The sequence below is a fragment of the Streptosporangium sp. NPDC048047 genome (genome assembly GCF_040653115.1).
Taxonomy (GTDB): Bacteria; Actinomycetota; Actinomycetes; order Streptosporangiales; family Streptosporangiaceae; genus Streptosporangium.
Genome location: NZ_JBEZNH010000001.1, coordinates 214,930 through 239,866, shown reverse-complemented (window position 1 = coordinate 239,866; position 24,937 = coordinate 214,930). Strand labels below are relative to the sequence as shown.

24 protein-coding genes are annotated in these 24,937 nt (G+C 71.7%); 14 read left to right on the top strand and 10 right to left on the bottom strand.

All coding sequences use genetic code 11. The features are described from left to right. Positions 1 to 41 precede the first annotated feature (41 nt). The 3 genes from ppdK to AB0D67_RS01105 all read right to left on the bottom strand — a co-directional run bounded on the left by ppdK (position 42) and on the right by AB0D67_RS01105 (position 4,852). Positions 42 to 2,684: a pyruvate, phosphate dikinase gene (gene ppdK, locus AB0D67_RS01115; RefSeq protein ID WP_362928482.1), complete on the bottom strand. Its 2,643-nt coding sequence runs from the start codon at positions 2,682 to 2,684 to the stop codon at positions 42 to 44. Positions 2,685 to 3,045: 361 nt separating this feature from the next. Next, positions 3,046 to 4,431 (bottom strand): glycine--tRNA ligase, encoded by a 1,386-nt coding sequence (locus tag AB0D67_RS01110; protein ID WP_362928480.1) that lies wholly within the window; start codon positions 4,429 to 4,431, stop codon positions 3,046 to 3,048. 142 nt (positions 4,432 to 4,573) lie between these two features. Next, positions 4,574 to 4,852 carry an antibiotic biosynthesis monooxygenase family protein gene (locus tag AB0D67_RS01105; RefSeq protein ID WP_362928478.1) on the bottom strand — a complete coding sequence of 93 codons (279 nt, stop codon included), beginning with the start codon at positions 4,850 to 4,852 and terminating at the stop codon, positions 4,574 to 4,576. 158 nt (positions 4,853 to 5,010) lie between these two features. Here AB0D67_RS01105 and AB0D67_RS01100 point away from each other — a divergent pair, with 158 nt between their 5' ends. The 6 genes from AB0D67_RS01100 (at position 5,011) to AB0D67_RS01075 (ending at position 9,279) form a co-directional block, all read left to right on the top strand. Beyond that, the gene (locus AB0D67_RS01100) at positions 5,011 to 5,415 is read left to right on the top strand and encodes a DUF6703 family protein (protein WP_362928476.1); all 405 of its coding nucleotides are present in this window, start codon (positions 5,011 to 5,013) and stop codon (positions 5,413 to 5,415) included. Between the two features lie 44 nt (positions 5,416 to 5,459). After that, positions 5,460 to 6,473 carry a metal ABC transporter substrate-binding protein gene (locus tag AB0D67_RS01095; protein WP_362928474.1) on the top strand — a complete coding sequence of 338 codons (1,014 nt, stop codon included), beginning with the start codon at positions 5,460 to 5,462 and terminating at the stop codon, positions 6,471 to 6,473. Between the two features lie 36 nt (positions 6,474 to 6,509). Then, complete coding sequence (locus AB0D67_RS01090) at positions 6,510 to 7,262, top strand: metal ABC transporter ATP-binding protein (protein ID WP_362928748.1); 753 nt, start codon at positions 6,510 to 6,512, stop codon at positions 7,260 to 7,262. A gap of 23 nt (positions 7,263 to 7,285) precedes the next feature. Next, positions 7,286 to 8,092 carry a metal ABC transporter permease gene (locus tag AB0D67_RS01085; RefSeq protein ID WP_346020950.1) on the top strand — a complete coding sequence of 269 codons (807 nt, stop codon included), beginning with the start codon at positions 7,286 to 7,288 and terminating at the stop codon, positions 8,090 to 8,092. Then, a complete protein-coding gene (locus tag AB0D67_RS01080) occupies positions 8,089 to 8,502 on the top strand; it encodes a transcriptional repressor (protein ID WP_362928472.1) in 414 nt (137 codons plus the stop codon). Before AB0D67_RS01085 ends, AB0D67_RS01080 begins: the two co-directional genes overlap by 4 nt. A 228-nt stretch (positions 8,503 to 8,730) precedes the next feature. Next, positions 8,731 to 9,279, top strand: a complete 549-nt coding sequence (locus AB0D67_RS01075) for a CGNR zinc finger domain-containing protein (RefSeq protein ID WP_362928470.1) — start codon at positions 8,731 to 8,733, stop codon at positions 9,277 to 9,279. Positions 9,280 to 9,409: 130 nt separating this feature from the next. Here AB0D67_RS01075 and AB0D67_RS01070 read toward each other — a convergent pair whose 3' ends face one another. From AB0D67_RS01070 to recO, 3 genes are all read right to left on the bottom strand, one after another. Continuing rightward, positions 9,410 to 10,174: a crotonase/enoyl-CoA hydratase family protein gene (locus tag AB0D67_RS01070; protein WP_362928468.1), complete on the bottom strand. Its 765-nt coding sequence runs from the start codon at positions 10,172 to 10,174 to the stop codon at positions 9,410 to 9,412. A 119-nt stretch (positions 10,175 to 10,293) separates the two neighbouring features. Next, on the bottom strand, positions 10,294 to 11,067 hold the full coding sequence (locus tag AB0D67_RS01065) for an isoprenyl transferase (RefSeq protein ID WP_362928466.1): 774 nt from the start codon (positions 11,065 to 11,067) through the stop codon (positions 10,294 to 10,296). Further along, positions 11,064 to 11,801, bottom strand: coding sequence for a DNA repair protein RecO (recO, locus tag AB0D67_RS01060; RefSeq protein ID WP_362928464.1), 738 nt, complete (start codon positions 11,799 to 11,801; stop codon positions 11,064 to 11,066). The genes AB0D67_RS01065 and recO overlap by 4 nt, the downstream gene beginning before the upstream one ends. 164 nt (positions 11,802 to 11,965) lie before the next feature. On the opposite strand from recO, the gene AB0D67_RS01055 reads away from it, so the two are divergent. Continuing rightward, a complete protein-coding gene (locus tag AB0D67_RS01055) occupies positions 11,966 to 13,552 on the top strand; it encodes a CDP-alcohol phosphatidyltransferase family protein (RefSeq protein WP_362928462.1) in 1,587 nt (528 codons plus the stop codon). Beyond that, a complete protein-coding gene (locus AB0D67_RS01050) occupies positions 13,549 to 14,253 on the top strand; it encodes a DUF5941 domain-containing protein (protein WP_362928460.1) in 705 nt (234 codons plus the stop codon). The genes AB0D67_RS01055 and AB0D67_RS01050 overlap by 4 nt, the downstream gene beginning before the upstream one ends. A 72-nt stretch (positions 14,254 to 14,325) precedes the next feature. Here the strand turns inward: AB0D67_RS01050 and AB0D67_RS01045 are convergent, their stop codons facing one another. Further along, entirely contained in the window at positions 14,326 to 14,565 is a 240-nt protein-coding gene (locus tag AB0D67_RS01045) for a hypothetical protein (protein WP_362928457.1), read from the bottom strand. 179 nt (positions 14,566 to 14,744) lie between these two features. Between AB0D67_RS01045 and AB0D67_RS01040 the strand changes: the two genes are divergently transcribed. From AB0D67_RS01040 to rocD, 5 genes are all read left to right on the top strand, one after another. Then, positions 14,745 to 16,013: a histidine kinase gene (locus tag AB0D67_RS01040; RefSeq protein WP_362928455.1), complete on the top strand. Its 1,269-nt coding sequence runs from the start codon at positions 14,745 to 14,747 to the stop codon at positions 16,011 to 16,013. Next, the gene (locus AB0D67_RS01035) at positions 16,010 to 16,717 is read left to right on the top strand and encodes a response regulator transcription factor (protein WP_362928453.1); all 708 of its coding nucleotides are present in this window, start codon (positions 16,010 to 16,012) and stop codon (positions 16,715 to 16,717) included. Before AB0D67_RS01040 ends, AB0D67_RS01035 begins: the two co-directional genes overlap by 4 nt. 165 nt (positions 16,718 to 16,882) lie before the next feature. Continuing rightward, on the top strand, positions 16,883 to 17,356 hold the full coding sequence (locus AB0D67_RS01030; protein WP_362928451.1) for an Lrp/AsnC family transcriptional regulator: 474 nt from the start codon (positions 16,883 to 16,885) through the stop codon (positions 17,354 to 17,356). 148 nt (positions 17,357 to 17,504) lie between these two features. Further along, a complete protein-coding gene (ddaH, locus tag AB0D67_RS01025) occupies positions 17,505 to 18,299 on the top strand; it encodes a dimethylargininase (protein WP_362928449.1) in 795 nt (264 codons plus the stop codon). Positions 18,300 to 18,374: 75 nt separating this feature from the next. Next, positions 18,375 to 19,586 (top strand): ornithine--oxo-acid transaminase, encoded by a 1,212-nt coding sequence (rocD, locus tag AB0D67_RS01020; RefSeq protein WP_362928447.1) that lies wholly within the window; start codon positions 18,375 to 18,377, stop codon positions 19,584 to 19,586. A gap of 45 nt (positions 19,587 to 19,631) precedes the next feature. On the opposite strand, the gene AB0D67_RS01015 is transcribed toward rocD, so the two are convergent. Further along, on the bottom strand, positions 19,632 to 21,050 hold the full coding sequence (locus AB0D67_RS01015; protein ID WP_362928445.1) for an ATP-binding protein: 1,419 nt from the start codon (positions 21,048 to 21,050) through the stop codon (positions 19,632 to 19,634). A gap of 119 nt (positions 21,051 to 21,169) precedes the next feature. Then, a complete protein-coding gene (locus AB0D67_RS01010; protein ID WP_362928443.1) occupies positions 21,170 to 22,699 on the bottom strand; it encodes an alkaline phosphatase D family protein in 1,530 nt (509 codons plus the stop codon). A 280-nt stretch (positions 22,700 to 22,979) separates the two neighbouring features. Here AB0D67_RS01010 and AB0D67_RS01005 point away from each other — a divergent pair, with 280 nt between their 5' ends. Then, complete coding sequence (locus AB0D67_RS01005; protein ID WP_362928441.1) at positions 22,980 to 24,263, top strand: Glu/Leu/Phe/Val dehydrogenase; 1,284 nt, start codon at positions 22,980 to 22,982, stop codon at positions 24,261 to 24,263. Between the two features lie 116 nt (positions 24,264 to 24,379). On the opposite strand, the gene AB0D67_RS01000 is transcribed toward AB0D67_RS01005, so the two are convergent. After that, positions 24,380 to 24,877 carry a MarR family transcriptional regulator gene (locus tag AB0D67_RS01000; protein ID WP_362928439.1) on the bottom strand — a complete coding sequence of 166 codons (498 nt, stop codon included), beginning with the start codon at positions 24,875 to 24,877 and terminating at the stop codon, positions 24,380 to 24,382. Between the last annotated feature and the right edge of the window lie 60 nt (positions 24,878 to 24,937).

Below are 24,937 nucleotides of genomic sequence, written 5' to 3'. Positions count from 1 at the left end.
GTTCCGCCCGGCTCCTCCCGGCCTCCCTGCTTCCCGGAGGGTCAGCGGGTGTCGGAGTCCCCGCCGACCAGGGCGGCGCGGCCCGCCTCCAGCCGGGCCACCGGGATGCGGAACGGCGAGCAGGAGACGTAGTCCAGCCCGCTCTCGTGGCAGAAGTGGATGGAGTCGGGGTCGCCGCCGTGCTCGCCGCAGATGCCGAGCTTGATGTCGGGACGGGTCCGGCGGCCCTCCTCGGAGGCGAGCCGTACGAGCCGGCCGACGCCGTCGCGGTCCAGCGACTCGAACGGGGAGACACCGAAGACGCCCAGCTCCAGGTAGCGGGAGAAGAACGCGGCCTCGACGTCGTCGCGGGAGAAGCCCCAGGTCATCTGGGTCAGGTCGTTGGTGCCGAAGGAGAAGAACTCGGCGGCCTCGGCGATCTGCCCGGCGGTCAGCGCCGCCCGCGGCACCTCGATCATCGTGCCGACCAGGGCCTCGACGCCGGTCTCGGCGAGGATCGCCCGCGCCTCGTCCCGGACGTTCTCCAGCTCCTGCACGGCGGCGACGAGCGGGATCATGATCTCCGCGCGGGTCCCCTCGACGGCCTTGGCCGCCTCGGCGATCGCCCGGACCTGCATGGCGAACAGTCCGGGGATGACCAGGCCGAGCCGTACGCCGCGCAGGCCCAGCATCGGGTTCTGCTCGTGCAGCCGCTTGACCGCGGCGAGCACCTTGAGGTCCTTCTCGTCCGCCTGGTCCCCGGCGAGGGCGACCTTCACCGACAGCTCGGTGCAGTCGGGCAGGAACTCGTGCAGCGGCGGGTCGAGCAGGCGGATCGTGACCGGCAGGCCCTTCATCTCCCGGAAGAGCTCCACGAAGTCGCCCTGCTGCAGCGGGCGGAGCGCCTCCAGCGCCCGCTCGCGCTCGGCGTCGGTCTCGGCCAGGATCAGCTCCTCGACGAGCTGCCGCCGGTCGCCGAGGAACATGTGCTCGGTACGGCACAGCCCGATGCCCTGGGCGCCGAACCGGCGGGCGCGGGCGGCGTCCTCGGCGTTGTCGGCGTTGGCCCGCACCTCCAGCCGGCGCTTCTCGTCGGCGTGCCGCATGACGCGGTCCACCGCCCGCACCAGCTCGTCCTCGTGGTCGCCCGAACCCTCGAAGTACTCCACGACCTGGGAGTCCACCACGGGCACCTCGCCGAGGTAGACCGCGCCGGTGGAGCCGTCGATGGAGATGACGTCTCCTTCGGCGACCACGACGCCGCCGGGGGCGGTGAACGAGCGGTCCTGGACGGAGACCTCCAGCTCCTCGGCGCCGCAGACGCAGGTCTTGCCCATGCCGCGGGCCACCACGGCCGCGTGCGAGGTCTTGCCGCCGCGGCTGGTCAGCACCCCCTGGGCGGCGATCATGCCGGCCAGGTCGTCGGGGTTGGTCTCCCGGCGGACCAGGATGACGTCCTCCCCCCTGCCCGCGAGCTCGACGGCCCGCTCGGAGGAGAAGACGGCCTTGCCGACGGCCGCGCCCGGGGAGGCGTTCATCCCCTTGGCGATCCGCTCGGCGTCCGCGTCCCCGGCGAAGCGGGGGAACATGAGCTGGGCGAGCTGGTCGCCGGTGACCCGGGTGACGGCCTCGTCCATGCTGATCAGGCCCTGCTCGACGAGCTGTACGGCGATGCGGAACGCCGCGCCGGCGGTCCGCTTGCCGACCCGGGTCTGCAGCATCCACAGCTTGCCGCGCTCGACGGTGAACTCGATGTCGCACAGGTCGCGGTAGTGGTTCTCCAGCGTCGCCATGATCTGCATGAGCTCGTCGTAGACGGGCTTGTCGATGCGCTCCAGCTCCTGCAGCGACAGGGTGTTGCGGATGCCCGCGACGACGTCCTCGCCCTGGGCGTTCTGCAGGTAGTCGCCGTAGACGCCCTGGTGGCCGGTGCCGGGGTCACGGGTGAAGGCCACGCCGGTGCCGGAGTCCATGCCGCAGTTGCCGAAGACCATGGAGCAGACGTTGACCGCGGTGCCGAGGTCGGCGGGGATGCGTTCCTGGCGGCGGTAGAGGATGGCGCGCGGGGCGTTCCACGACCTGAAGACGGCCTCGACGGCCATGCGCATCTGAAGGTGCGGGTCGGCGGGGAACTCCTCGCCGGTCTGGTCGCGGACGATGCCCTTGTAGGTCTCGACGAGGCGCTGGAAGTCGGCGGCCTCCAGGTCGAGGTCGTCGCGGCCGGCCTTGAGCTCCTCCAGCGCGTCGTCGAACAGCTCGCCGTCGATGTCCTGGACGGTCTTGCCGAACATCTGGATGAGGCGGCGGTAGGAGTCCCAGGCGAAGCGCTCGTTGCCGCTGGCCTGCTTGGCCAGGCCGTGCACCGACTCGTCGTTCAGCCCGATGTTGAGGACGGTCTCCATCATGCCCGGCATGGAGAACTTGGCCCCGGAGCGCACGCTGACCAGCAGCGGGTCGTCCGACTGCCCCAGGCGGCGGCCCATCTTCGCCTCCAGCGCCGAGAGGTGCCCGGAGACCTCCTCCTCCAGCCCGTCCGGGAGCCCGCCCTCCGTCAGGAAGTGGCGGCACGCCTCGGTGGTGATGGTGAAGCCGGGGGGCACCGGCAGGCCGAGGTTGGTCATCTCCGCCAGGTTCGCCCCCTTACCGCCGAGCAGATCTTTGAGATCTTTGTTGCCCTCGGTGAAGTCGTAAACGTACTTGGGCACGGCTGCTCCTTCTGCGACTTCAAGCGACGTGTGTCACCGCCTCACTCGGGACTCTACCGATGAAAAAGATGATGAAACGTCACCCATCGGTATGCAGTGCGTTTCGGCATGTCAGCGGGCATACAACGGTCTAATCCAATCCAAAGGAGAGCCAAATAAACCGTCATATCGGCCCGCCGATGAATTGGTTTATACCAATTGGTATAAACCAATTCATCGGGCATTCACGGGCCGCCGGAGCCGCGCCGTGGGGCTTGGAAAGCGCATTCCATGACGGGCCGGAGAACGCGTACGGCCCCCGCCTCATGGGAGGCGGGGGCCGTACGGAACGGGACGGGACGCCGGGCGGGCCGGCGGCGGGTCAGTCGTTGAGGTGCTTGCGGAGGTAGGAGTCGACCTGGTCGAGGGCCACGCGCTCCTGGGCCATCGAGTCGCGCTCGCGGATGGTCACCGCCTGGTCCTCAAGGGTGTCGAAGTCGACGGTGACGCAGAACGGCGTGCCGATCTCGTCCTGGCGGCGGTAACGGCGGCCGATCGCGCCCGCGTCGTCGAAGTCGACGTTCCAGCGGCGGCGCAGCGCGGCCGCCAGGTCGCGGGCCTTGGGCGACAGGTCGGCGTTGCGCGACAGCGGCAGCACGGCCACCTTGACCGGGGCGAGACGGTGGTCGAGGCGCATGACCGTGCGCTTCTCCATGACGCCCTTGGCGTTGGGCGCCTCGTCCTCGGTGTAGGCGTCGAGCAGGAAGGTGAGCGTGGCGCGGTCGACGCCGGCCGCCGGCTCGATCACGTACGGGACGTAGCGCTCACCGGTCTCCTGCTCGAAGAAGCTGAGGTCGGTGCCGGAGGCCTTGCCGTGCGCGGTCAGGTCGAAGTCGGTGCGGTTGGCGACGCCCTCCAGCTCGCCCCACTCGCTGCCGGTGAAGTTGAAGCGGTACTCGATGTCGACGGTCCGCTTGGAGTAGTGGGACAGCTTCTCCTGCGGGTGCTCGTACAGCCGGAGGTTCTCGGGGTTGATGCCGAGGTCGGTGTACCAGCGGTAGCGCTCGTCGATCCAGTACTGGTGCCATTCCTCGTCGCTGCCGGGCTTGACGAAGAACTCCATCTCCATCTGCTCGAACTCGCGGGTGCGGAAGATGAAGTTGCCTGGGGTGATCTCGTTGCGGAACGACTTGCCGATCTGGCCGATGCCGAACGGGACCTTCCTGCGCGCGGACTGCTGCACGTTGAGGTAGTTGATGAAGATGCCCTGTGCGGTCTCGGGCCGCAGGTAGGCCAGGCCGGACTCGTCCTCGACCGCGCCGAGGTAGGTCTTCAGCAGGCCGCTGAACTGCCGGGGCTCGGTGAAGGAGCCCTTGTTGCCGCAGTTGGGGCAGGTGATCTCGGCGAGCCCGCGCTCCGGGGCGTGGCCGTGCTTCTCCTCGAAGGCCTCCTCGAGGTGGTCGGCGCGGTAGCGCTTGTGGCACGACTGGCACTCGGTGAGCGGATCGGTGAAGGTCTCGACGTGGCCGCTGGCCTGCCACACCTCGGGGGCCAGGATCACGCAGGAGTCGAGGCCGACCACGTCGTCACGGCCCTGCACCACGGCCTTCCACCACTGGCGCTTGACGTTGTTCTTGAGCTCCACACCCAGCGGGCCGTAGTCCCAGGAGGCGCGCAGGCCGCCGTAGATCTCGCTGGAGGGGTAGACAAGACCACGTCGCTTGGCGAGGCTGACGATGGTGTCCATGATGTCCGTACGGCGTGCCATAAGGGAAAATCTCCATCCGGCTGGAGGTCGGCGAGGAATCGTTGGGCTCCAGCTTAGGGGAGCCGGGCGGGCCGGGTGCCCGCACGGACCGGCACGTCCGTCTTGTCCGTGAAAAGCCCGGGGGAACGTTCCCGGCGGCCCGTCAGGCCCGTGCGACGTCCTCGAAGGCGCTCGGCTCGTTGATCATCAGTGTCATGAGCGGGTACATCGCCATCCGGGCCGCGCCCAGCGCCCGCCGGTAGAACCCGGCCCCCTCCCACTCGCTGACCAGCGCCCACAGCTCCGAGTCGTCCACCGACCTGGCGACCCGGCCCCTGATGTGACCGGGCTGGGCGGCCAGCGTGTCGGCGATGTCGTGTGCCTGGGCCAGGAACTCCCCGGTCCGGGCGGCGGGCACCGAGTAGCGGATGACTGCGAGCATCCGCCCAGCATGCCAGAGCCGCCCGGGAGGGCCGCGCCGCGCACCGTCACGGGGAGAGCGGCGCCGCACATGCCACCGGAAGGGCCGCGCCGTACACCGGCGCGGGAAGGGCCGCGCCGCGCGTGCCGTCGCGGGGAGGGCGGCGTTAGGCTCGGGCCGTGGCCGACAAACGAAGCCAGCGTCCCGCGCACCCGCTGGCCAGAAGCCGTCCCCCGGAGCGAGGACGCCCCCGGGGCGGCCGCCCGCTCCCGCCGGGCGAGCACTTCCTCACCCCGGGCGCCACGGGCCTGCGGCGCACGGTCGAGCGGCGCAGCGCGGCGCCGCTGGTCTTCCTGTTCGGGCTCCCCCGCTGGATCCTGCCCGCGCTGCTGGTGGTGCTGCTCCTGGCCGGCTTCGCGTTGCCGTCCGTCTGGGGCGGGCTCGCGGTGCTGCCGGTGCTGGCGTTCGTCGCCTGGCTGGCCTACATGTCGTGGCCGTCGCTGGGGGTGAAGGGGCGCGTCCTGCGGGTGGCGCTGATCACCTTCCTGGTCCTGCTGATCGCCGACCGTTTCGGGGCCTTCTAACCTGATTTTGACAATCATTTTCATTCTCGTCCATACTGACGGACATGAAGTCGGACTTCTCCCGACGTATGCCCATGCATATCGCCGGCGCCCTCGCCCTCACGACCCTCCTCACCACCACCGCGGCCTGCGGCTCCGGCTCGGCCGACGCCGGGAGATCGGGAGACGCGTTCGGCGTCAGCGCGGCCATGTACCCACTGCAGTGGCTGACCGAGCGGGTGGGCGGGCCCGACGTCGCCGTCACCGGCCTGGCCAAGCCCGGCGTCGAGCCGCACGACCTGGAGCTGTCGCCCATCCAGGTGGCCCGGCTGGAGGAGACCGGACTGGTCGTCTACATCAGGGGCGTGCAGCCGGCGGTGGACGAGGCGGTCGCGCAGCACGCCGCCGACCGGGGGTTCGACGCGGCGACCGCGGTGCGGACCCTCCCCGCGACCGCCGGGGACGAGCACGGCGACGAGCACGCCGGGGAGACGGCCGAGGAGCACGCCGCCGAACACGGTGACGAGCACGCCGACGGACACGCCGGGGAGGACGGCTCCCCGATCTCCTACGACCCGCACATCTGGCTCGACCCGTCCCGCTTCGCTACGGTCGCCGTCAAACTGGGCGAGCGGCTCGCCGCCGCCGACCCCGCCCACGCCCCGGGGTACCGGGACCGCGCCGCCAAGGTGGCGGCCGAGCTGACCGCCCTGGACGGCGAGCTGGCGCGGGGCCTGCGGACCTGCGCCTCGGACGCCATCGTCACCAGCCACTCCGCGTTCGCCTATCTCGCCGACCGCTACCGCCTCCGCCAGATCGGGGTCAGCGGCGTCAACCCGGACGCCGAGCCCGCCCCCGCCCGCCTCGCCCAGGTGGCCGAGGTGGCCCGGCGCGAGAAAGTGACTACCATTTTCACCGAGAGCCTCGTCAGCCCCAAGGTCGCCGAGGTCCTCGCCACCGAGGTCGGCGCGAAGACGGCCGTCCTCGACCCCATCGAGAGCCGGCCGGAGAGCGGCGACTACACCTCCGCCATGCGCCGCAACCTCACCGCACTCCAGGCGGCGCTCCGCTGCTCGTGAAGGACCATCGTGACCTCTGACCAAACCGTTTTCGCCATGAAGGGCGGCCAGGTGAGCCTGGACCGCCGCCCGGTGCTCCGCGGCGTCGACCTGACCATCGAACCCGGCGAGGTCGTGTCCGTGCTGGGCGCGAACGGATCCGGCAAGTCCACCCTCATCCGCACACTGCTCGGCCTGACCCCGCTGACGGCCGGCACCACCCTCCTGTACGGCAGGCCGCCCGCCCGGTTCCGCGACTGGCGGCGGATCGGCTACGTGCCCCAGCGGCTGTCGGTGGGCGGCGGCGTGCCGACCACCATCCGCGAGGTCGTCGCCTCCGGCAGGATCGCCCGGCAGCGGAGGTTCCGCCGGACGAGCGCGGCCGACCGCGAGGCGACCGAGCGGGCCCTTTCCGTGGTGGGCCTGGCCGACCGGGCCGGCGACCCGGTCCAGGCCCTGTCGGGCGGCCAGCAGCAGCGGGTGCTGATCGCCCGCGCCCTGGCCGGGGAGCCCGACACCTACGTCATGGACGAGCCCACCGCCGGGGTGGACTCCGGCAGCCAGCAGCTCCTCGCCGACACCCTGTCCACGCTCGTCGCCCAGGGCAGGACGGTCCTGCTGGTCGCGCACGAGCTGGGTCCCCTGGAGCCGCTGATCACCCGCGCCGTGGTGCTGCGCGACGGCTGCGTCTGCCACGACGGCCCGCCGCCGCGCGCCGTCGGCGCCCACGCCCTGCCCGGCCACGACCACGTGCACCCGCACGCCGAGGAGAATCCCGTGAGCACGCTCGACTGGAGGCCCACGCCGTGATCGAACTGCTCAGCCTGGGCCTCATGCGGCGGGCGCTGATCGCGGCCCTGCTGGTCGGCCTGGCCGCCCCGGCCATCGGCACGTTCATCGTCCAGCGCCGCCTGGCCCTGCTCGGTGACGGCATCGGCCACGTCGCCCTGACCGGCGTGGCACTCGGCTTCCTGACCGGCACCGCCCCCGTGCTGACCGCCGTGGCGGTCTCCGTGCTGGGCGCCGTGACGATCGAGCTGGTCCGGGCGCGCGGCAGGACCAGCGGCGACGTGGCGCTCGCCCTGCTGTTCTACGGCGGCATCGCCGGAGGCGCGCTGCTCATCTCACTGGCCCCGGGCGGCAGCAACACCACGCTGATGTCCTACCTGTTCGGCTCGATCAGCAGCGTCACCGCCCAGGACGTGTGGGCGATCGGCCTGCTGGCCGCGGCCGTGCTCGGCGTGGTCGCCGTCTTCGGGCGCGAGCTGTACGTGCTGTGCCAGGACGAGGAGGTCGCCAGGGCCAGCGGCCTGCCGGTGCGCTTCCTCAGCCTGCTGATCGCCGTCACCGCCGCGCTGACCGTGGTCATCGCCATGCGGGTGGTGGGCCTGCTGCTGGTCAGCGCGCTGATGGTGGTCCCGGTGGCGACCAGCCAGCAGTTCACCCGGGGGTTCCGGGCCACGATGCTGCTGTCCATGGTGTTCGGGGTGCTCGCCACGGTCGGCGGGCTCACCTCGTCCTTCTACGTGGAGGTGCCGCCGGGTGCGATCATCGTGGTGGTCGCCCTCGCGGGGTTCGTCCTCGCCCTGGGGCTCGGTAGATTCGTACGCCGCAGCCGATCACAGGAGTCCACGCCATGAGCAACAGGCGCGATGCCGTACACGCAGTCCTCCGCAGCAGCGAGGGGTTCCGCAGCGCCCAGGACGTGTACGCCGAGATGCGCGCGCAGGGCGCGAAGATCGGCCTGACCACGGTCTACCGGGCGCTGCAGAACCTCGCCGACGGCGGCCAGGTCGACATGCTCCGGACGGACGACGGGGAGTCCGTCTACCGCGCCTGCGCCAGCGGCGACCACCATCACCACCTGGTCTGCCGCGTCTGCGGGCGGACGGTCGAGGTGGCCGGGCCCGTGGTGGAGCGGTGGGCCGAGGCGGTCGGGGCCGAGCACGGCTTCACCGAGGTCACCCACACGGTCGAGGTCTTCGGCACCTGCGGCGCCTGCTCGGCGGCGAAGGCGGCGGGAACGACGGGAGCGGCGGCCCGCTCCTGACCGGCCCGCTTCCTGGCGGCCCGCTCGCGGCCGGCTCGCTTCCGGCCGGCCCGCCGCGCCCGTCCGGTCGGATTCCGGCCGGTCCGAGGTTCCCGCCGCGTCCGCGCCTGACCGGCCCGCGGCGCCCGTCCGGCGAGATGCCCCCGCGGGACCGTTCGCGGGATACGCTTCCGAGACGGCCGGTCGCCGTACGCGTTCCCGCGAAAACCACATATAACAGGAGTCAACATGCCATTCGCACATGACATGCTGTGCTCACTCGCCACCATGATCGATCTGATCAACACCTCGCCCACCGTCAACGGCGAGGAGGGGCTGGGCGACCTGCGGACGCTCGGCGAGTTCGTGGAACGTCAGCAGGTGAGCAACGTCGGCAGGCTGCGCGCCGCCGACCTGACCGAGGTCCGGGCCCTGCGCGAGTCCTTCCACCGGGTCATCACCGCCCCCGACCGGGCAACCGTGATCATCCGGCTGAACACGCTGCTCGGCGGCACCAGGATCACCGCGACCCTGGCCGAGCACGACGGCCACCCCCTGCACATCCACTACTTCGCGCCGGGCGTGTCGCTCGCCGAGCGGCTGTCGGCCGACCTCGGCGTCGCCCTGGCCCACCTGCTCGTCGAGGACGAGTGGGAGCGCCTGCGGAGCTGCTCGGCCCCCGACTGCGACCACTTCTTCCTGGACGAGTCGCGCAACCGCTCGCGCGTCTACTGCGACAGCCGCACCTGCGGCAACCGCATGCACGTCGCCGCCTACCGCGCCCGCCGCCGCGCCTGACCTCCTCGCGTCCTCGCGGCGGGTGACGCCACGGGACGCCTCCGGCGATCGGCTTCACGGCGGACGGCTCCGCGGGAGCATCGGAGAGGCGGGGCGGACGAGAACGACGAAGCGCCGTCCGGGGCGGGGCTCAGCTCTCGCCGAAGCTCCCGTGACGGCCCTCCCCCGCGATGAAACGCGCGGCGCCCGCAACGATGCCCGGCAGGACCTCCAGCCCGTGGGCCAGTTCGCCCTCCATGGCCTCCTCCTCGCTCAGCCCCTCCTGTTCCAGCACCGACATGCGGTCGCCGCGCATGCAGTCCTGCGGAAAACGTGCGAGGTCGGCGGCGAGACCCTCGGCGGCCGCGCGCGCCCGGCCGGCCGGGACCACCCGGTTGACCAGTCCCATGTCCAGTGCCTCCGGGGCGGCCACCGGCCGACCGGTGAGGATCATGTCCATCGCGCGGCCCGTCCCGACCAGCCGCGGCAGCCGTACGGTGCCACCGTCGACCAGCGGCACGCCCCAGCGGCGGCAGAAGACCCCGAACACCGCGTCCTCCTCGGCCACCCGCAGGTCACACCAGAGCGCCAGCTCCAGCCCACCGGCCACCGCGTACCCCGCGACAGCCGCGATCACCGGCTTGGTGAGTCGCATCCGGGTCGGGCCCATCGGCCCGTCGCCGCCGGACGCCACCCGGTTTCCCCGCGCGGTGCCGACGGCCTTGAGGTCGGCGCCGGCGCAGAACGTGCCGCCCTCGCCCCACAGCACGGCCACCGACGCGCCCGGATCGGCGTCGAACTCACGGAACGCGTCAGCCAGGGCCGTGGCGGTGGGCCCGTCCACGGCGTTGCGCGTCTCGGGCCGGGACAGGACCACGGTGGTCACCGGCCCGTCCCGCTCGATCCTGACGGTCATCGACCACCTCCGGTGCGGCGATCCGATCCTTCGGGCCTCCGTGGCCCGATCCGACTCCCCTGTTCAACCGGGAACCCCCCGGCTGTCGATCTCCGCGCGGAGCCGCCGCCTCTCCGACCTCAGACCTGGTTGGGCACCGCCCCGCCGTACCGGCGGTCGCGCTTGGCGTAGGTCTCGCACGCCTCCCACAGGTCGCGGCGGTCGAAGTCGGGCCACAGGCGGTTGAGGAAGACCATCTCGGCGTAGGCGCTCTGCCAGAGCAGGAAGTTGGAGGTGCGCTGCTCGCCGGAGGACCGCACGAACAGGTCGACGTCGGGGATCTCCGGCTCGTCGAGGTAGCGGGCGAAGGTCGTCTCATTGACCCGGCCGGGCTTGACGCGCCCGGCGGCGATGTCGGCGGCCAGGCGGACCGCGGCGTCCACGATCTCGGCGCGGCCGCCGTAGTTGACGCAGAACTGCAGGGTCAGCGTGGAGTTGCGCTCGGTCATCCGCTCGGCGTCCTGCAGCTCGCCGATGACGCTCTTCCACAGCCGCCCCGGGCGGCCCGCCCAGCGGACCCGCACGCCCATCTCGTGGAGCTGGTCGCGGCGGCGGCGGATGACGTCGCGGTTGAAGCCCATCAGGAAGCGCACCTCGTCCGGGGAGCGCTTCCAGTTCTCGGTGGAGAAGGCGTAGGCCGAGAGGTACGGGACGCCCAGCTCGATGGCGCCCTCGATGACGTCGAAGAGCGACGCCTCGCCCGCCTTGTGGCCCTCGGTGCGCGGCAGCCCCCGCTGCTTGGCCCACCGGCCGTTGCCGTCCATCACGATCGCCACGTGCCGGGGCACCAGGTCGCGCGGGATGGGGGGCGGAATGGCTCCGGAGGGGTGCGGTGCCGGAGGACGGACGTTCACGATGAAGGCTCCCTTTCTACGTGTCGAAGAGAGCGTATTCCGTGTTCGAGGTGCCATTGGAGATACGCGGCCACCAGGCCGCTGCATTCGGCGCGGTGGCGCCCTTCGGAGGCGTCGGCGGTCGCCCAGTCGCCCTTCAGCAGCGCGCTCATCAGGGCGATGGTCTCCCCGGCGGGCACCGCGGCGCCGGCCGGGCGGCACGCGCCGCACACCACTCCCCCGGCCACGATGGCGAACGCCCGCACCGTGGGGGCCTTGCACCGGGCGCACGCCTCCAGGGCCGGGGCGTAGCCGGCGACGGCCAGCGAGCGCAGGAAGTAGGCGTCGAGCACCAGCCTGGGCTCGTGCCCGCCGGAGCCGAGGGTGCGCAGGCCTCCGACCAGCAGCAGGAACTGGCGGAGCGCGGGCTCCTTCTCCCCCATGATCAGCCGGTCGGCGGTCTCCAGCATCGCGCTGCCCGCGGTGTAGCGGGGGTAGTCGTGGACGAGCGCCTCGCCGTACGGGTGGATCGTCTCGGCCTGGGTGACCACGTCGAGGGTGCGGCCGGTGTGCAGCTGGAGGTCGACGTGGGTGAACGGCTCCAGCCGGGCGCCGAAGCGCGACATGGTGCGCCGGACGCCCTTGGCGACGCCGCGGACCTTGCCGGTGCGCCTGGTCAGGACGGTGACGATGCGGTCGGCCTCGCCCAGCTTGTGGGTGCGCAGCACGATGCCCTCGTCACGGTACAGACTCACCGGATCAGCTTAGTGCGGTGACCGGGGTGGAAGGCCGTTCTACCCGGTTCATCGGCACGGAACGATCACGAGTGCACGTTGTTCACCTGAAACTAACTAAACTTTGGCTCTCGGCGTACCCTCCGCCTTGATGTTCCACCCCCACCCCCGCACGAAAGGGTGCCATGCCCCGCGTGGTCCTGCTGGGTTCATCGCCCGGCCACGATGACGTCCCCGGCCAGCCGGCGCCGCCCGCCGCGCTGACGCTGCCCGCGCTCCCCGGCTGCCCCACGGTGATCGGCAAGCTGCACGGACAGCTCGCCTCCCTCGACCCGGCGCCGGTCACGATCGCCCGCGTCGCCGACGCGCCGGCCTACCGCGGCTTCCCCGGCACGCTCGTCGAGACCGCGGATCTCGCCGGCGACCTGCGCGCCCTGGCCGACGCGGTCGAGGACGGCGAGGAGAACCTGCTGATCCTCCCGTCCGACTCGCTGATCCACGACGAGCTGATCTACCAGATCACCAAGTCGAAGCGCGGCGCGCTGGCGCTGATCGCCAAGGAGCCCCGTGAGGACCGCGAGGAGGACGAGAACGGCGATCTCATCGTCCCGGACGTCCCGATCGCCGAGGCCGAGCCGGAGATCGGCGAGCGGATGTACGAGGGCCTGCCGGTCCGGCTGCGCGCCGCCAGGTCCCGGGTCGTCTCGGTCGGCTCGGCGTTCCACGCGGTGACCCGGCCCAACGCCATCGCGCTCGGCCCGCTGCACCTGCACCGCAAGCACGCGCCCACGCTGGCCGAGGCCGCCCGCGAGCTGGCGGACATGGCCCACCTGTTCGGCCCCGAGGACGACCTGGTCCAGCTCCTGATCCTGGGCCTGGTACGGCGGGGCGTCTCGGTCGGCATCCGCGGCCGCCGCGACCTGTTCTTCCGGCGGATCACCTCGCCCGAGCAGGCCGACGAGGCCGTGGCCGAGCTGGCGACCTTCGACGAGGACCGCGCCCGGCTGAACAACGCGGTCAAGGGCGCCGACGGCTTCTTCACCACCTACTTCGTCAGCACCTACTCGCGGTTCATCGCCCGCTGGGCGGCCCGGCGCGGGCTCACCCCGAACCAGGTCACGCTGATCTCGATCGCCCTGGGTGTGGCGGCGGCGGCGTGCTTCGCCACCGGTGCGCGGGCCGGGATGATCGCCGGCGGCGTCCTGATCTACTTCGCGTTCGTGTTCGACTGCGTGGACGGTCAGGTCGCCCGGTACGCCCGCAAGTTCGGCGTCCTCGGGGCGTGGCTGGACGCCACCTTCGACCGCTTCAAGGAGTACGTGGTCTTCGCGGGCCTGGCGGTCGGCGCGGCCGTGTCCGGCGTCGGCGACGTGTGGACGCTCGCGCTGGTGGCGCTGGCCCTGCAGTCCGCCAAGCACCTGCTGGACTTCTCCTTCGGCGCGGCCAACCGGCGCAAGCCGCCGTCGCCGCTGCCGTCGATGCCCCTGTCGATCAGCCCCGACACCGACCTGCGCCTGGCGCTGGAGCAGCGCCGTCTCGCGCGCAGCGGCGGCATCCGGGGGCTGCTGAGGATGTGGAGCAGGGCCGGCAGGTACCGCGCCGTGTACTGGGCCCGCAAGATGATCGTCTTCCCGATCGGCGAGCGCTTCGCGGCCATCGCGATCGTCAGTGCCCTCTTCGACGCCAGGATCACCTTCATCACGCTGATCATCTGGGGCGGCATCGCCGCCACCTACACGCTCACCGGACGTCTGATGAGGTCGCTCGCATGATCACCCAACCGCAGACCGCGCCCGTCCCGGACCCGTACGAGGAACGGCTGCGCATCCAGACCGCCCGGCTGCTCGCCTACCGCGACGACGGCCCGCTGGTGACGGCGCTGCGCGGCAGGATCGGCCCCGGGCTGCCCGCGGTGCCCGCCGCGCTCGCCGCGCTTGCGCTGATCATCGCGATGGCTGCGGCCGGGATCCTCAAGGATGGCCCGGTCCTGCTGCTCCCGCCGGTGGTGATGCTCGTCCTCGTGCTGCCGACCGCGGCCCGCGACCACCTGGGCAGGATCGACTGGCTGCTGCCGCCGCTGATCCGGTCCACCGAGTTCCTCACGATCATCTTGATCGGCCTGGCGGCCGACGCGCCCAAGTGGCTGATGTACGTGCTGCTGTACGTGATCGGCTACCACACCTACGACACGGTGTACCGCACCCGGCAGAGCATCTGGCCGCCCGACTGGGTGTTCCGGGCGGGCCTGGGCTGGGAGATCCGGCTGCTGCTGATCGGCGCCGGCGCGGCGCTGGGCGTGCTGACCTGGGTGCTGGCCGCGCTGACCGTCTATCTCGGCGTGCTGTTCGCCGTGGAGAGCGTGACGAGCTGGGTGCGCCTCGACAAGCAGTCGGCGATGCAGGCGAGCGCGAGCGACGACCTGGAGGCCTCCCCCGAGGAGGCGCAGGAGCAGGTGACGGGCGAGCCCGCCTGATCTTCCTTCCTCACCCGGTCCTTCGGAGAAGGGGGCCGCGACGATCCGTCGCGGCCCCCTTCTCGCTTTCCGTCACGACGTCCCCGACGTTCCGATCCGGTCGGCGGCGACGAGGACGGCGGCGCCCAGGACCGCCAGGCTCAGGTTCGCATAGACCTCGTAGCCGGTCAGGAAGTCCAGGTGCGGGATGACCACGCGGTTGAAGAGGTTGAGGAGCCCGCCCATGAACGGCTGGACGAACAGGCGGTCGATCGTTCCGCTGACGCCCTGGAGGAGCATGAGGAACCCGATGAACTGAATGGCTTTGCCCATGGATCTGACGCTAGGGATCGCCGTCCCGGCGGGGATCGGCCGTCGGGACGCCCCGCTCCGACCGGCGTCGCCGTCCCCGGGCCTCGCCGCCGGCGAAGGTAGGCGCCGGGTGCGACTTTGGTATCGCCTGCCGTCCGTGAGGAGCGGCGTCCCCCTCCGGGCTCCTAGGCTTTCGGGCGATGAACGGATCCGCACCCGCCGCCGGGGTACGGCGGAGCCCGCGCGACTGGGCCGTGGACCTCCTGCTGTTCCTGCTGGCGGTGCTCTTCGGGCTCGTGATGGCGGGGTTGCGGCTGGAGGTCCACCCCCGGCCGGAGACGTGGCTGTTCAACCTCGACCAGGTCACCGGCGCGCTGGGCTGCGCCGCGCTGTGGCTGCGCCGCCGCCGGCCGGTCGAACTGGCCGTCGTGCTGGTGATCCTGTCGTCGTTCTCCGAGACGGTCGGCGGCGCGATGCTGGCCGCGTTGTTCACCGTCGCGGTGCACCGGCCGCCGCGCACCTCCTCGGCGGTCTTCGCGCTGAGCCTGGTGGGGGCGCTGGGCTTCGTCGTGCTGCGCCCGGAGCCCGAGGACCCTCCCCTCCTGATGTTCCTGCTGGGCGTCTCTTTCCAGGGCGCCGCGGTCGGCTGGGGTCTGTTCGTCCACCACCGGCGCAGGCTCGCGGCGTCGCTGCGCGACCGCGCCGCCCGGGCCGAGACCGAGGCGGCGCTCCGCGCCGAGCAGGCCCAGCACCGGACCCGCGAGGCGATCGCCCGGGAGATCCACGACGTCCTCGGACACCGGCTGTCGCTGCTGAGCGTGCACGCCGGCGCGCTGGAGTACAACCCCGGCGCCCCGGCCGAGGACATCACCCGGGCGGCCAGGGTGATCCGGGAGAGCGCCCACCAGGCGCTGCAGGACCTGCGCGAGGTCATCGGCGTGCTCCGGGCGCCTGTCGGCGAGCTGCCGCAGCCCACCCTCGCCGACGTCCGGGAGCTGGTCGCCGAGTCGGGCAGGGCGGGCATGGAGGTGACCCTCGGCGAGGACCTCGCCGGGGCCGCCCCCGATCCGGCGGGCCGCACCGCGTACCGGATCGTCCAGGAGGCGCTGACCAACGCGCGCAAGCACGCCCCCGGCGCCCGGGTGACGGTACGGCTCGCGGGGGCGCCGGGGACGGGGCTGACCGTCGAGGTGCGCAACACCGCTCCCCCCGCCGCGCCGGCGGTTCCGGGGCCCGCGTCCGGCGTCGCCGGGTCCGCGTCGCCCACGCACGGCGATCACCCGGACGAGGGCCCCGCCCCCGCGGCGGCCGCGTACGGCAGGCCGGGCTCGCCCACGTCCGGCGCGGGGTCGGGCCGGGGCCTGGCCGGGCTGGCCGAGCGCGTCGCCCTGGCGGGCGGCCGCCTGGAGCACGGCCCCGACGACGCGGGCGGCCGGCGGCTGGCGGCCTGGCTACCATGGCCGCCATGACCGCCGTGACCGGTTCCGCCCCCGCGCCGGTCGGCGTGCTCATCGCCGACGACGACCCCCTGGTCCGCGCCGGTCTGACGATGATGCTGGGCGGCGCCCCCGACATCCGCGTGGTCGCCGAGGCGGGCGACGGGGCCGAGGCGCTCCGGCTCGCCGACCGGCACTCCCCCGACGTGGTCCTGATGGACATCAGGATGCCCTCGATGGACGGGCTGGCCGCGACCGAGAGGCTGCGCGCCCGGGACGACGCGCCGGAGGTCATCGTCCTGACCACCTTCGACGCCGACGAGCACGTCCTGCGCGCCCTGCGCGCCGGGGCGGCCGGGTTCCTGCTCAAGGACACCCCGCCCGGTGAGATCGTGACCGCGATACGCCAGGTGGCGCGGGGATATCCGGTGCTGTCGCCCTCGGTGACCCGCCGCCTCATCGACCGGGTGGCCGACCCCGCCCCCGACCTGCGGCGGACCCGCGCCAGGGAGCGTCTCGCCCTGCTGAACGACCGTGAGCGGGAGGTCTCCGTCGCAGTCGGTCAGGGCCGGTCCAACGCCGAGATCGGGGCGGTGCTCTTCCTCAGCGTGCCCACGGTCAAGACGCACGTATCGAGCGTCCTGGCCAAACTGGGCCTCAACAACCGCGTCCAGATCGCGCTGCTGGCCCACGAGGCCGGGCTCCTCGACGACCACCGCGGAGACGGCCCCGGCTGAGGCGGCCCGGCCGGGCCGTACGGCCTGACCGGGGCGGACCGGGGCGGACCGGGGCGGACCGGGGCGGGCTGGGCTGAGCGGATCGCGCCCGGGGCGGCCGGAACCGGGGCGCGGGCGGCGGGCCGTACGGCTCGCCGTACCGGCTCGCTGTGTTAGAAAGCAGCGGTGGAGTTGGACCGGCTGGACCGTGACATCATCGGGGCGCTCGTCGAGGACGCCCGCGCCACCTACGCGGAGATCGGGCAGCGGGTGGGCCTGTCGGCGTCGGCGGTGAAGCGCCGCGTCGACCGGCTGCGCGACCGGGGGGCGATCACCGGGTTCACCGCGCGGGTGGAGCCCGCGGCGCTCGGGTGGACCACCGAGGCGTACGTGGAGCTGTTCTGCGCGGGCAAGACCTCGCCGTCGGCGATCGGGGTGGCCGTGGCCCGCCATCCCGAGGTGGTCTCCGCCTGCACCATAACCGGCGAGGCCGACGCGCTGCTGCACATCAGGGCCACCGACGTCCGGCACGTGGAGCGGGTGATCGAGCGGATCGCGGCGGAGCCGTTCGTGGTGCGGACGAAGAGCTCCATCGTGCTCTCCCGCCTCACCGACACCCCGGTCATCGTCACGCACAACGAATCCCCGTTTCCCCGGTGAAACACGCAAGGAACCCGCGCGAACGCGCACGATCGCGCCCTTGGCCTGCGTGAACCCGCGTTCCTAGGCTGTAGCCGTTCTCACCGCGACGGTCTCGCCACGACGGCCGCCGTCGTTCCCCACCACGACGTCCTTTGCGGGGTTTCGCATGTCCAAGCACTACCTCATGTGCCGGCCCGACCATTTCGCGGTGGAGTACGCGATCAACCCGTGGATGCACCCGGAGGCGGGCGCCGACCGGGACCGGGCGATCCTGCAGTGGGAGACCCTCAGGAAGGTCTACCTCGAACTCGGGCACGAGGTCAGCCTGATCGAGCCGGTCGAGGGCCTGCCGGACATGGTTTTCGCGGCCAACGGCGCGCTGGTCGTCCGCGGCCGGGTGTACGGCGCGCGGTTCACCTACCCGCAGCGCGCCGCCGAGGGGCCCGCCTACCTGAACTGGTTCGTCTCCAACGGCTACGACCGGATCTGCGAGCCGGCCTTCGTCAACGAGGGCGAGGGCGACTTCCTCACGCTCGACGACGTGATCCTGGCCGGGACCGGTTTCCGGACCGACATCACCGCGCACAAGGAGGCCCAGGAGTTCCTCGGCCTGCCGGTGGTGACGCTGCAGCTCGCGGACCCGCGCTTCTACCACCTCGACACCGCACTCTTCCCGCTAAACGGACATAACGTGGCATACTTCCCAGGGGCCTTCTCGGCGGGCAGCCAGGAGGTGCTCCGCGCCATGTTCCCCGAGGCCGTCATCGCCACCGAGGACGACGCGACCGTCCTGGGACTCAACGCGGTCAGCGACGGGACCAACGTAGTGATCAACACGGAGGCGGCAGACCTCCAGCTGGAGCTCAAGCGCCGCGGTTTCGAGGTCGTGCCCGTCGACCTGTCGGAGCTGCGCAAGGCGGGCGGCGGCCCCAAGTGCTGCACGCTGGAGATCCGGGGATGAATCCAGGCAGGACGGCCTGACAGCTCTGACAGCTCTGACAGCAAGGAACCGCACCGAAGGAACGGCGGATATCGGATGACCAGCACCAACGAGTTCATCGAACTCAGTGAGCGCCGCAGCGCGCACAACTACCACCCGCTCCCCGTCGTGATCCACGAGGCGCAGGGGGCCTGGGTGACCGACGTGGAGGGCAAGCGGTTCCTGGACTGCCTGTCCGGTTACTCCTCGCTGAACTTCGGCCACGGGAATCCGAAGATCATCGCGGCGGCCCAGGAGCAGCTGTCCCGGCTCACCCTCACCAGCCGCGCGTTCTTCCACGACCAGTTCGCCGCCTTCGCGGCCGGACTCGGCGACCTCACCGGCAAGGAGATGGTCCTGCCGATGAACACCGGGGCCGAGGCCGTGGAGACCGCGATCAAGGTGGCCCGCAAGTGGGGCTACGAGGTCAAGGGCGTGACGCCGGACCGGGCCAACATCATCGTGATGGAGGACAACTTCCACGGCCGCACCACCACGATCGTCAGCTTCTCCACCGACCCCGACGCCCACGACGGCTTCGGCCCCTACACGCCCGGTTTCAGGATCGTGAAGTACGGCTCGGCCGAGGCGATCCGCGAGGCGATCGACGAGGACACCGTCGCCGTGCTGCTGGAGCCCATCCAGGGCGAGGCCGGTGTGCTGGTCCCGCCGGACGGCTACCTCACCCAGGTGCGGGAGCTGTGCACCGAGCGGAACGTCCTGATGATCGCCGACGAGATCCAGTCCGGCCTCGGCCGTACCGGTGACACCTTCGCCTGCGACCACGAGGGCGTCGTCCCGGACGTCTACGTGCTGGGCAAGGCCCTGGGCGGCGGCGTCGTCCCCGTCTCGGCGATCACCGCGAACGAGGACGTGCTCGGCGTGATCAGGCCGGGCCAGCACGGCTCCACCTTCGGCGGCAACCCGCTCGCCTGCGCGGTGGCGAACGCGGTCATCGAGATGCTCGGCACCGGCGAGTACCAGGCGCGGGCCAGGGAGCTCGGCGCGGTCATGCACGAGCGGCTGCGGGCGCTCATCGGCCACGGCGTGGTGGCCGTGCGCGGGCGCGGCCTGTGGGCGGGTGTGGACGTCGACCCGTCCCTGGCGAGCGGCCGCGAGGTCTCCAAGGCGCTGATGCGCCGCGGCGTCCTCGCCAAGGACACCCACGGCTCGACCATCCGGCTCGCCCCGCCGATCGTCGTCTCCGAGGAGGACCTCGTCTGGGCCGTCGAACAGCTCGCCGACGCCATCGCCGAATTCACGGGCTGACCGTCCCGGTACGGCCCCGCCCCACGGCGCGGGCCGTACCGGCCGTCACTCCCAGGCGCGCAGGAGATCCTCAGGGCCGTAGGCGGCCGCCAGACCACCCGCCGTCGTCCCGGATCGGGAAACGGCGATCATCGGAAGGGGCGTCGCCCCCGCGACGGCCCCCTGCGCCTGTGCCAACCTGGCGAGGTCGTGGTCGTCGAAGGGCCGCTCCTGGAGCCACTTCACCGAACCGACGAAGAAGAGCCGTTTGGCGATGGGCCCGCGATCGGCTCCGACGATGTCTATCTCCACATCGTTCGTGCGGGTCCAGAAAGAGCCCACCTCGACCACGTCGGGGAAGGTCTCACCGGGTAGCAGACGGGCCAGAGCCTCGCGTACCACGGGTTCCACCGCCCGCCCGCGCCAGGAGGTCCAGCCCTCCCGGATGCGGCGCAGCACCACGTCGGAGCGTCCTCGTTCGAGCAACGGCAGGGCGGGCTCAAGGAATCGCGTCCAGAACCGCAGGTAAGGATCGGCGATGCGATAGCGGCGATCCCTGGAAGGACGGGTGCTCAGAGGGAGCTCGGCGGCCACGACCTGTTTGACGGTGAGAAGCTCCAGGGATCGGGTCGTCGTCGCCGCGGAGAGGCCTCCGCAGGCCCGTGAGATGTTGCTGAAGGTCCGCTCGCCGGAGCCGATGACCCCGAGCACGTCCTTTGCGATCGCCTGCTTGGGGAACTCCGCGGCGAGCGAGCGTTCGGCGGAGACCAGCAGCGGAGACGTGGGGTCGGCGAGGGCACGTTCGAGGAACTCCCACACCTCCTCTCCGGGCTTCCACTCGGCGCAGATCAGCGGGAGCCCACCCGTCACCAGCCAGGCGTCGAAGGTCTCGGCCGCCGGAAGGGCCAGCATGCGGCCGACCTCACCCGGCGTCAGGGGACCGACTTTCATCTCCCGCCCGCGCTGGTAGAACGGTCTGCCGTAACCGGTGAGCGCCTCCATCACCGACAGGTCCGAACCGATCAGGATCAGCAGGACGGGCTTCTGCTCGAAGAACCTGTCCCAGGCCCGCTGCAACGTGCCCTCGAAGCCGGGGTCTCCCTGTGCGAGATAGGGAACCTCGTCGATCACCACCACGGAGGCCCGGTCGTCGGGCAGCACCTGGCTCAGCAGGTGAAACGCACCGTCCCAGGTGTTCACCGGGGTTTCGGCGAGCAGTGCCCATTCCCTGACCCCGGAAAGCGCGGCGTCCTTGCGGAACTGCTCCAGTTCCTGCTCCACGCGCACCCCGCCGGCGGTGTAATACAGCACCGGTGCACCGGAGGAGCGGGCGAACTCCTCCACGAGCCGCGACTTGCCGACACGGCGACGGCCCCGCATGATCAGGCAACGGCCCGGGCGGCTGCCGCCGATCGCCGCTCGTACCAGATCCAGGTGATCACGGAGAAGGCCGAGCTCACGCTCGCGTCCGATGAACTGCACCATGGAATGCTCTCATCCATGTTAGTAACTTCGCTGGAACTTTCACCAATGAGAGTATCTTCCGCGACCAGTGGCGCCCGGACCGCGCCTCGTGGCGCGGCGGCTTCCGGGGCGGCGCCGTGTCAGGGCAGCCGGACCGTGCTGACCTCGGAGATCTCGGTGGCCGCCGCGGTGTCCCAGCGGACCGACGGCGGGGTGCTGTCCAGCGTCAGGGTGGCCACCGCGTTGGAGAACCACGGCCCGTGCGCGATCTTCCACTTCATGGACGGCTTGGGGATCTTCGCCAGGCGCGCCAGCCAGCCGCCGATCAGCGTGGCGACGCCGAACTGGGCGACGATGTTGGCCAGGCGGAGCGTACGGCTCAGCGGGTTGCGGATCGGCGAGCAGACGAGCTGGTAGACCGGCAGCCCGTCGGCCTTGGCGACGTAGGAGTAGTGCACGTCGCCGGACAGGATGATCACCGGCTTGCCCGTCCGCGCCAGCAGTCCGGCCAGGTCCTCGAAGGAGCGGCGGAAGGCCGCCCAGTGTTCCAGGTCGACGGCCTGGCGCAGCTTCTCCGACCATCGCGCCACCCGGGGCCCCCAGGCGCCCTGGGCCAGCTTCTCGTTCCAGTTCTGGATGTGGTGGATCCCGGAGGGCAGCAGGAACGGCACGGACGTGCCGATCACGAAGCGCTCGGCGCCCTCCCGCCGGAACTGCTCGGCGAGCCATTCCCACTCGACCGGATCGATCATCCGCCGGTCCTTCGGGTCCAGCTGGCGGGCGCACCGGGAGTCGAGCATGATCAGGCGGGTGTCGCCGAGGTCGCGGGCGTAGCTCCACCGGTTGTCGGTCGGGACGGCGTCGGCGTGCTCGGCGAACGCGTCGAGGATCTCCGCCCCGTCGCCCTCGGCCTTGCACAGCCTGGCCAGCACCTCGTCGGAGGCGCGCTCCCCGGGCGACATGTTGCCCAGGTGCTGGTAGACCCAGTAGGCGCTGAGCCCGGAGATCACCCGGCGCGGCCACCACGACACCCGGGCCATCTGCTCGCGCCAGGTGGCGGAGGTGTTCCAGTCGTCCCGCAGGTCGTGGTCATCGAAGATCATCGCGCTGGGCATCGTGGACAGGAGCCAGCGGATCTCGGGGTCGGTCCACGCGTAGCGGTACAGCTCGGCGTACTCCTCGAAGTCCGCGATCTCCCCGGTGGGCTCGCCGTCCCGGCGGTTCTTGATGAACTCCAGCATCTCGCTGGACGGCTCGTCCGCGTAGACCTGGTCGCCGAGCAGCAGGAGCAGGTCGGGCCAGTCCTCCTCGGGCGTCTCCATCATCGTGCAGCCGTAGGCGCGCAGCACGTCCACCCCGTGGGAGATGGTGTGCAGCGTGTCGTGCGGGACGCTGGTGCGGCACGAGCCGAACATCACCCGGCGGGGACCGTCCGCCCCGAGGAGGCGGATGCGGCTGGGCGACTGGTCGGGCAGCGGCCAGACGACCTCCCCGTCGAGGCGGACCTCGTAGGTCCCCTCACGGGAGACGTCGACGATCGCGTAGTGGTGGCCGTGCACGGTGAACGTCGACGCCCGCGACCGCACCCCGCCGACCTCGACGGTCACCTCGCAGGGCTCGCTGGTCTCCACCCACACCGACGCATCGGTCTCGTCCACGTAGCGCAGCATCGGACCGACGACAAGTTCCGGCACCTCAGACCTCTCAACCAGTACAGAACGGCAGGCTTTCACAGGGAAGCCTGCCGTATCGGCGCGTTCCCCCGGCCCGTTCCACCTGATCTGATCGGTTTCAACGGATCAGGCCCGCAGGCAGCGGAACGCACAAGAAACGTTCACACGAACGCAACATGCCCTGCTTGGCGGGCAAAAAACCCGTCATTAATGTGATCGTCACCAACAGTTCCGGGCGGGGCAACGGCGCCCCGCCCATCCTATGGAGGCTGTCCTCATGACCACCATGGTGCCGTCAACGACGCCGGCGACCACTCTCATCGGCCCGGGGCGCCAGGCGCTCGACGCCGCGCTGCTCCAGCTCGACCGGGCCGCCGACCGGCTCGGACTCGACGACGGCCTGCGCACGATGCTGGCCACGCCCCGCCGCTCGCTCACCGTCTCGGTGCCCGTCCGCCGCGAGGACGGCCGGATGGACGTCGTGCAGGGCTTCCGGGTGCAGCACAACACCACCCGCGGCCCCGCCAAGGGCGGTGTCCGCTTCCACCCCTCCACCGACATCCACGAGGTCACCGCGCTGGCCATGTGGATGACGTGGAAGTGCGCCCTGGTCGGCATCCCGTACGGCGGCGCCAAGGGCGGCGTCGCCGTGGACCCGGCCTCGCTGAGCACGCGGGAGCTGGAGCGGGTCACCCGCCGCTACGTCAATGAGATCATGCCGATCATCGGCCCGGACCGGGACATCCCGGCCCCCGACGTCGGCACCGACGAGCAGACCATGGCCTGGATCATGGACACGTACTCCATCAACGCCGGCCGTCCCGTGCCGGGCGTGGTGACCGGCAAGCCCACCATCCTCGGCGGCTCCGCCGGGCGGGCCGGGGCCACCTCGCGCGGCGTGCTGATCTCCGCGCTCAGGGCCCTGGGCGGCTCCGCGGACGGCCGTACCGTCGCGATCCAGGGGTTCGGCAAGGTCGGCGCGGGCGCGGCGCGGTACTTCGCCGACGCCGGCTGCCGCGTGGTGGCGGTCTCCGATGTCACCGGGGCCGTGGTGGACCGTTCCGGCCTGGACGTCGACGCCCTGCGGGCGTGGGCGGAGGAGACCGGCGGCGTGTACGGCTACCGCCACGCCGACGCCCTGTCCCACGACGAGCTGCTGGAGCTCGACGTGGACGTGCTGGTGCCCGCGGCGCTGGAGGGCGTGATCACGGCGGGCAACGCGTCCCGGATCAGGGCCGGACTGGTCGTCGAGGGCGCCAACGGCCCCACCACGCCCGAGGCCGACCGGATCCTCGCCGACTCCGGCACCACGGTGGTCCCCGACATCCTGGCCAACGCGGGCGGGGTGATCGTCTCCTATCTGGAGTGGGTGCAGAACCTCCAGGCGTGCTCCTGGAGCGCGGGCGAGGTGGACGCCAGGCTGCGCGGGCTGATGGAGGACGCCTTCGACGCGGTCGCGGCGATGTCGGCCGAGCGCGGGATCACCCTGCGCGAGGCGGCGCACGTCATCGGCGTGGACCGGGTCGCCGAGACCCACCGGATGCGGGGCCTCTACCCCTGAGCCGCCCTCCTGGAGCGGAGAGATCGGCCCGTCCGTGGCGGGTGGGCCGGTCGGGGAGAGTGGGCCGGTCAACGGCGGATCGGTCCGGGGGAGTGGGCCGGTCAGGGGCGGACCGGTCAGGGGCGGGTGTGCCCGTCCCCGGCGCGGCGAAGCGCCGCGGCCGCGTGCTGGGCGGGCCGGTCGTCCTCCTCCAGGGCGCCGACCAGGCCCGCCAGGTCGCGCATGAGCCGCTCGGTGCGCTCGGTGCCGTAGGCCGCCTCGATCAGCCGGTGGTGGCCGGCCACCCCGCCCTCCACCCGGCCGAGCAGCTCGGCGCCGCGGTCGGCGAGGAAGACCGCGACCCGGCGGCGGTCGGCCGGGTCGTGGCCGCGGTAGACGAGGGAGCGGTCGATGAGCCGGTCGATCGCCTTGGTCAGCGTCGGGTGGGGCATCAGCACGGCCTCGGCCAGGTCTCCCATGGAGTGGCCCCGGCCGTCGGCGAGGGCGCGCAGGATGCGCCACTGCTCGACGGTCACGCCCTCGGCGGTCACCGCGGCGGAGAGCCCGCGGTTGACGCTGCGCTCGGCCCGGCTGAGGAGGTAGGCGAGCGAGGAGCCCAGCCCGGTGGTCGCCACGTGACGCTCCCGTCTCGGTCGGGTGACGGGCCTGTCGGCGCCCGTCGGCAGTGGAGGATA